Raw genomic sequence first — 8,156 nt, 5'->3', positions numbered from 1 at the left:
ATACATATAATATTTTAATGATCACCTACCCCCACATAAGATTGTTTACTAAGCTCTACCTCAGCTAAATCACCACTTGGACCAGGTATGTTTTTTTGATCAAGTTCTTTATCAGCAGACTTGCCATACGCTAAAAACTTATTTAATGAAACATGATCTCCTTGCTCTAATATAGAACGTATATAATTTGCTTTTTCAGAAGACATAAACTCCCTAATCTGATCAGAGTTAGCTTTATCTAAAATTGCCCACACTGGCTTCATAAAACCTTTTTCAACCAAATGCACTGAAAATCTTCCTTGAAAAACAGAGTTATTCATCATTTCTTTATTCAATGTCAAAGTACGATGATCATCAAATCCCTCTCTTGTCCATATACGTATAAAAATTTCCATAGCTGTACTTAAATAATGCTCTGGGCATTCCTTTACCATTAATTTTAACCAGAGATAGTAATCATCTTCTGGAATATTGCATGGCTTCAAAAAATCAAATAACTTCTGAAATAGATCAAAATTAAACATTTCTAGCATTCTGTATAAAGAGGCATATTCAGTATTCCTTTCCAAATCTCTTTTCAAAAGCTCTGGATATCTATCAGGATTTATCTGATTAAGGAAGAACTCGAATATATCAGGGTAAACGCGAAAATTAGGTCCTGCTGAATAAATTGCATTTTTCATTAAGATCTCATCCTTTTTCTGTTCACTCATTTCATTTTCAGGCAATGATTTTATCTTATTCCAAAAGAATTCCACTGCTTCTACTTTTTTCCAATCTACTGCACAATCAAGCCCATACTCATATGGATGACGACCTCTTAAATCCAATTTATCAAGATACCCACTAATAAAATGTGACCAAAACTGTGCTATAGGACCTTCTCCACAACACCTAACTAAGTGATGATACTCAAGCAAGCTATCATTACCTTGAGCAGACAATTCCTCTTTTCTTTCCTCAAAGATAGCTCTTATTTCATCCTCCAAACAACACTCACATGCAATTCTGTATCTACTTGCCCTGCCAAAAGCATTATCTGAATCTGGTAGTGTAGTAAGCCTTTTACCTACCTCCCGTCTATTAAGCTTGACTCCATGTAATCCTCCTACTTCCTCCCAAGACTCCTTATCAGATAACACTTGTGCAATAAGATTGTATCCTTTTTTACCACTTCTTCCAATTATCTTCGAATGTGTATAGCACCAGCGTTCAACTTGGAGGAGCTTAGATGCCTTATAAGGATCATCCTCTTTAACAGATGAAAACAAAACTTCCGGAATATCTCCACGGTCCATAATTACCCCTCTTTGCAAATGAATAAAAAAATACTTTGATTCTTAACCCTCTCACATACCATAATGAATGAGCTTCTATTATATTCTAGGCATGTTGCTCTACCTTTAAAACTTTGTCAATTACTATTTTAGAAAAATTTTCTAACCCAAAGTAGTTTTAGGCAAAAGGCTCTTAATAGGCTCAATATAAGGCCTTTTATTTGCTTTTAAATTCTGTTTTTTATAAATCTACCTTAATTACTATTCTAAAATGAACTAGTATTAATTTAACAAAATATATTATTAATATCTCAAATAACTTAACCATTTCCAGCGCCCAAAACTGCTACACGTGAGAAATATTTTTTTTGGGATGGCATGGTCTACCATCTGTAACATACGAACTTTTCAATATAATGATTTTGCTATACGCTAAAACTAGCCATATTAGCCCATTTCATCCATATCTATATACGAACTGTTTTGCCTAAGCTTATTGAAATAATTTAAATCTTCTATTTTTATAACCTTATTTTTACGCGGCTTGTTCTCACAAATATACGACCTTTTTTGCAATCTTAGGAAGAGTAAATAATTCAATTCTTTATAACACTAGCTAGCATGGTATCTTCACTAAAATATTTTTTGAAAAAGTTAGTTGACTTATAAATAATTCTCTATTAATATTGGCATGTGTTTATTCATTTTGCTGAAGTTGCTCCTTACAAGTTTGTTGTAAAAAAACTTCAGCAGTTTCCGTACTCCTTTAAAGCATAATTCATCATGCTCTTATAGTAGTGATATCAAATATAGGTCTTAACCATGTTAATTTATAGTAAAATTAGCTCAAATTTGCAGTCATAAGCAACTTTTAACCTATCTACATACTCCATTGTTACTCACCATAAAAACTTAACAAAAATATAAGTAGTAAAAAGATTATGGTTATTGATTTAATGTTATATATTGCATATAATGTATTATTTGTGTTTAGAGGGGTAAGTATGGGTGAGTCTACTGGAATGATAAAATCTATCATCATCTTTAATAGGCAACCATTTGCTTGTAATGTGTTGGCTTTTGTGCTCTACTTTATCTCTTAGTGAAACTTTAAGTTCCATATCCTGCACACAAAGAAATCCATATTTATACCAACATTCGTTATGGGGAACACAAATGATAAATTTATTTAACTTCGCAATTATAGGCAAAAACAGCTCTTTTTCATGTGTTTCATAACTAACGGAAATTTGTATTAGAAAAATTATGCTTGCATCAGCCTTTATTCATGCTAGTTATTGTACACAATGTATTTATAGATTGAGGGAATATGGTGTTAGAATATATTTTAGATACTAAGCAAGTTTATAAAAAAAAGCCATTTGGTCAGTTAGCTGATGAAGAACAGCATACAGAACGTTTTGGTCAGTACACCATTGAAGGTAATGCATCATCGTTAAGTCAAGAACAAAGTGATGATGACTGGCATGAGTCCGTTATTGAAGACAAGAATACTGTTGTTGAAAGTTCTTTTATTCCAGAAAACTCAATTTTGATGAATTTAGCAAATCTGTTAACTGAGAGCGAAAAAGTTTCGATTGATGAATTTCATGAAAAGATGGAAAGTATAATGAAACGGTTTCATGAAAATAGATACGAAAATTCTGCAAAGGTCACTCTAGAAAAGATGGAACGTTTAATAGATGAATATTTGAAAAGAAAAATAAAGCTAAATTTACGCTGTGATCAATATGAATGCACTGTGTCAAATTTTGTATTCAAAAAAATAATTGATATTGCTAATGCTAGCAGTGTTATGCGTATAACGCCTACTACTAGAGCACGGTATAAAGATGATGGAGAAGAGGCAATAGATGAATGGGAAGAGGCTTTAGAACCTTTATTCAATATTGTCAATAAGCTATTATCAGCAGGTGCAAAAATAGAGTCTGATTTTTACAATGATAGGATGATAGGTGAAGTTATGTGGGGAAGTGATGAGCCTATTTTTACAAAGTGTAAAAAAATTAAGGACGAACTAAAAAGTATCGCATATAAGGGTTTAGTAAACAAGAATGAACAGATTCAAGATGATGATCTGAAAGTAGAAGTAGATAACAATCTTGCTCTTTTCAGGTGGCCACAAAACAGTATCGTTGAAGTTGCAAAGGTTATGAATAGTAAGGTGAATGAAAATTTCAGTATAGAAAGTAGCATCTTACAGATCGGAGAAAGTATAATAAGAGTTGAAAGCATAGGAAGAAAAAGAAATTATACAGATGTCTTAGGGGGTGGCATTGAAATGTCCTTTATCACTGAAGTAGGTAAGATTAATATTCATCTATGTCCTAGTGATGAAGGTAGTAATATAATAAAAGTAAATCTTGATGAAGAGAGCCAAGAGAAGTTTGACAAATTAAAAGATAAATCAAGTTTAGGAGAAAGTTGCTTTTTAGGAGGAAAAAGTGTTCTACAAGCTTTAAACGATAAAGGTTTTGAAAGAAACGGTAGAATACTTATAGAGTCAGCTGAAACTATTAAACAATCAAATTTTGTAGTGAAAGAATCAGGTGTCCCATCTACTCTTATGAGGCCAATCGATAGTTTAGACCAGCTGCAAAAGATGGGAGCTTCGAAAGAAATAGTAGTGTGTTAATGAAGTCAACTAAAATTAGTAAACAAAAGAAAGGTCTTGGAGGGTAAAAAAATTGATGTATCTTCAAAGTAAGATCTTTTGAGGTATAAACTATACTCTCAAGGTGAGAAGAAATAGTAGGGAGATAAGTGTTAACTTAGTAATTTAGAGATTCTTCTAAAGAAATTATTTTTCTCTCTTGATGTTTATTCTTTTATAGGTATAGCCTTTTGTGTTTGATTGAATTGACTTTTGTGATACCTACAGAATTTCCTTTATCAGACCCACCACATGATTCAGCGGGAGAAGGGCTATCAGGAACATTTATCTCTTACGCAATAACTTTGGAGTTCTGGAATCGTTTCATATGTATGTTTAAGATTATCACTGTTTTTATTACATAATTAAGTATCAGTTCCTGTAAAAATAGTTTACCTTAATTCTTTGTTTTAAAGTATTGGTTTTCTGGCACATAGTCTTTTCCATTGCCTATTGCTTTTGTAAATTAAGATTCTAAGCCGTAAAACTTCTCCAGTTGGTCACTCCATAACATTGGTACTTCTCTTAAATAAGCTAGCTTCAAATCTCTTGGCTGTCTCCCATTTACTATGTCTTCCTTTATTTTTGGAGCTAAATAATTTAATCTCAAAATTTGCTGTATACGTCTTGTACCTATATTAATTTTGGCACTCATCTCTTTAACACTTCTATACTTTCCCTCTTCTAGCTGACGTTTCCATAGGTGAGCTCTCACCACTGCTTTCAGTAGTGCATTATTTGTTTTCCCTTCTGGCTCTACTACTGTACATTTGTTTCCTTTCTTCTTCATTGGTATAAATTTTTCCTCTGATTCAGAATGTACCTCCATTCCATCCTCTCTCACCATTACTCCCTTTATTAACTTTTGCACTATTTCTTTTTGCTTTCCAAAGCTTAAATTTTTCCACTCTTCCGCTTTTTCTCCCCATTTTTCATATAGCTGCTCTGTCTTTCTCATCACTTCTTTTTCTACTTCTCCTGCTACTATTGTTCGATTTATTGATTCACAATTCTTTCCCCTTAAGTGATTATTACATATGTAGTATCGATACCTTTTATTCTCTTTTTTTGCATACGTTAGCGTCATATTTACACTACAGCTCTTGCACTTAATTATCCCCCTAAGCAGCGCTTCCTCATATTTTGCTTTTCTATATGGCTGATTCTTTATTAATTCTTGTGCTTTTTTCCACTTTTCCTCTTCTATTATTGCTTCATGCTTTCCCTCATACTGTTTGTCATAATGTCTTATCTTTCCCACATATATTGGATTTGTTATTATTCTCCTTACCGTCGCTTTTTTAAAGATATCTGATTTTGTTCTGTAACCTTGACTATTTAGCTCCCTTGCTAGTTCTGCCATTGACTTCAGCTCTATATACCTCTCAAATATATGTTTTACCAACTTTGCTTCTTTCTCATTTATTATTAATTCCTTATCTTTTACATCATACCCAAGCGGTAAAGTTCCACCCATCCACAATCCCTGCTCCTTTGATGTTGCTATTTTATTTTTTACTCTCTCTACTATCATTTCTCTTTCTAGTTGTGCTGCTCCTGACAATACCGTTTGTACAAATTTTCCCATTGGCGTATTATTGTCAAATATCTGCGTTACTGCTACAAAATTTACTCTATGTCTTCTAAAAAGCGATCTTTAGCTTCCTAGTTTCTCATTACTTATTTAGTAACCAAGGAATCAGGAATATAATTCAACCATTTGATGTCTTATCCCTTTTTAATTGAAATCATAACTTATAATAGGGTTGTGGCTCCGAAGTTAGATTGAGTAGATGGTAGATTGAATAGAGAAAATAGGGCAACTCTAAAATATTTAAAGAGCCACCCATAAAGAAAGACTTATCCTAACATTAAATTTTGCCTATAGCTAAAATCTTCATCTCCAAGAGTGAACTTTCCTATACCACAAGCAAATGGTCCAGTTGGAATGTCAAGCCACTTATCCTCTTTTGCACCTGTAGACATTCCTTTAACTAACTGCTTTGCTTGTAAAAGTTCCTGAACTATACGCTCTAGTCGATCTCTTCCCATACTGTGGAAAATCTCAGGTAGCCTATGCCGTTGTTTATATACTCCTGTGCTTCCTGTGTGAGTAAATGGGTGTCCTGCAACAGCAGATCGTGTAATTGCATCAGTAAGACATATTTTAAGGTCTTTTTCACTAGCATTTTTAACTGTTAGTTGTATTGTTATATCTTCTAGTAGCCCTGTTTCCTGATTTCTTAGGTAAGTTCTTACAGTGCGATCAGCTAAACCATTGGCCTTCACAACTGCCCCATGAAACAAAGCATTCTGTCTTGGTGTTTCTCCTACTGCCTTAAAGATTTCTAGCCTAGCTGTATTTTCTATTGGCCAAAAAGCGTATGAGCATCTAACACCATTAACAAGAGCAGAGGTACCTCTAATTGCATCGCGTGCTTGTTCAGCAGTTAATATTGGTTTTTCTCCTTTTGGCTTTCTCATGTGATGAGCAGTAATTATCGAAGCTCCAGTACTACATGCTAAATCAGATAATAAGCACATTAGATAATCCCCTACAGCAGGATCAGCATTTATATCTGCATGGATAAATGAAGCAAGTGGATCAAATACTATCAATTTCAGATCTTTAATTTCCTCGAGCTGTTTCATTACGGATTCGAATTCAGGAGAAACTTCGACGATTTTACCACGAACATTTCTGAGTATTGTAAGTGATCCTCTGACGTTTGGCAGTGGTACAATAAATAATTTATCTTTATGTTTCAACCTTTCACACTTAGGGTCGAGTCGTTCTAAGCGGCGGTGTATCTCACTTGCATCATCTTCTGCTGAAAAAATCACTACTGATCCATGTTCAGTAACAAGTGAACCAAAGCCACACATCTGATCCTTATCACTTGCAACCTTAAGCGCTAGGTCAAGAAGAAGCATACCTTTGCCTGTATCTCCCATTGCTGCTATTATTGAAGTAACACCTAAAGGAAATAGACCTTCAACAAGAAACTTTTGCTCTGGTACCGGACCTACAAAGCGCTCTGCACTCCAATCTAAAATGTTAAGTGGCTGTTTTGTGGATCTTTCTAAACTTTTCATATTTGAAGTATCAGTAGCTGGAGTATCAATAGTAAGCAACGGAGTTGAAGCTAAAAACTCTTTGACATCTATACCTTCCTCTACACAATCAGCAGCATCCCATTTCTCAGGCTTACCTCGAGGAATTTCAAGCACAGCAAGTGATGCAACTCCGATCTCTAAAAGCTTTTTTTCAGCATTTTTTGCGTATTCATTACCTGCTTCATCATTATCTGGCCAAATGATAATATGCTTACCTTTAAGTGGTGACCAGTCTGTTTTATCAATTGGTGCGTTTGCTCCAGACATTGCTGTTGTTGCTGTGATACCTTGTTCTATCAGCGCTTCTGCACATTTTTCCCCTTCAACCAGAACAACTTTATCAGACTTTAAAATACTTGGTATGTTATAGAGAGGTCTTACTTTTGGCGCACCATACCGAGATTGTTTAACATCAAAAGGCTTATATTGCTTTTTTCCTTTAGGAGGATCAGAACGATAAATTTTTACAATGACCTGACCATTTTCATCATAATAATTCCAACTGTGGGTAATAAATTTCTCGAAGTCTTCGTCAGCCTTTGCGCATTTCTTGTTATATCCAAGACATTCACTTATAGAGGCCATCACTTCACAAAAGTCTCTCTTTGTATCTTTTCCCTGTGCACCTGCCCAAATATCAAGAACATCACCTTTCTGCCCAGTTGCAAAATCCTGCCAGAGTCCGGCTTTTCCACCAGTTAATGCTACTCTGAGGCTTTGTCCTTTGTTACCATGCACATCACCTATTCGGAATTCATCTCCATGAAAAGTTCCCCTTGGGAATAAATAAGAAAGGCATGATCTTATGTTTAATAATAGTTGTCTTTTTATTTCTTCTACATCAAATTGCTCTAATGGTTCTACAGTATTATTAAAATCATAATATTCATCATTTAAAGTATTTTTTTGTTTGACATCAGTTAAAAAATCTTGTACCATAAGTTGGAACTCCTTTTAAGATTAAGCGTTTGAAAGGTTTTTGAGTAAGGCTGTTTTGATTGGGGTCTTACTCTTTCATTATGTAAGTAAAAACTACGGTGGGGGTTCTCTTGGCAAAGCTTGAAAAATATATTAACAAGTAAAGGAAG

General features: G+C 34.1%; 3 protein-coding genes and 1 pseudogene. 1 reads left to right on the top strand and 3 read right to left on the bottom strand.

What is annotated here, in order from left to right; genetic code table 11:
- Positions 1 to 14: 14 nt before the first annotated feature.
- Positions 15 to 1,298 (bottom strand): hypothetical protein, encoded by a 1,284-nt coding sequence (locus tag ACQH3L_RS02965; protein WP_425384974.1) that lies wholly within the window; start codon positions 1,296 to 1,298, stop codon positions 15 to 17.
- A gap of 1,309 nt (positions 1,299 to 2,607) precedes the next feature.
- Here ACQH3L_RS02965 and ACQH3L_RS02960 point away from each other — a divergent pair.
- Entirely contained in the window at positions 2,608 to 3,933 is a 1,326-nt protein-coding gene (locus ACQH3L_RS02960; protein WP_425384973.1) for a hypothetical protein, read from the top strand.
- A gap of 484 nt (positions 3,934 to 4,417) precedes the next feature.
- On the opposite strand, the pseudogene ACQH3L_RS02955 reads toward ACQH3L_RS02960, so the two are convergent.
- Positions 4,418 to 5,605 (bottom strand): annotated as a pseudogene (locus tag ACQH3L_RS02955) (recombinase family protein); the annotation flags it as partial.
- 206 nt (positions 5,606 to 5,811) lie between these two features.
- Positions 5,812 to 8,007, bottom strand: coding sequence for an AAA family ATPase (locus tag ACQH3L_RS02950; RefSeq protein ID WP_425384972.1), 2,196 nt, complete (start codon positions 8,005 to 8,007; stop codon positions 5,812 to 5,814).
- Between the last annotated feature and the right edge of the window lie 149 nt (positions 8,008 to 8,156).

This window comes from Wolbachia endosymbiont (group A) of Sturmia bella (genome assembly GCF_964030905.1).
GTDB classification, from domain to species: Bacteria; Pseudomonadota; Alphaproteobacteria; order Rickettsiales; family Anaplasmataceae; genus Wolbachia; species Wolbachia pipientis.
The sequence above is the reverse complement of the archived record's forward strand: the minus strand, read 5'-3'. Positions and strand labels throughout refer to the sequence as shown.

Bases quoted from the DNA above. Each gene is read 5' to 3' on its own strand.
- ACQH3L_RS02960 (WP_425384973.1), top strand. From the start codon at position 2,608: ATGGTGTTAGAATATATTTTAGATACTAAGCAAGTTTATAAAAAAAAG.
- ACQH3L_RS02965 (WP_425384974.1), bottom strand. From the start codon at position 1,298: ATGGACCGTGGAGATATTCCGGAAGTTTTGTTTTCATCTGTTAAAGAG.
- ACQH3L_RS02950 (WP_425384972.1), bottom strand. From the start codon at position 8,007: ATGGTACAAGATTTTTTAACTGATGTCAAACAAAAAAATACTTTAAAT.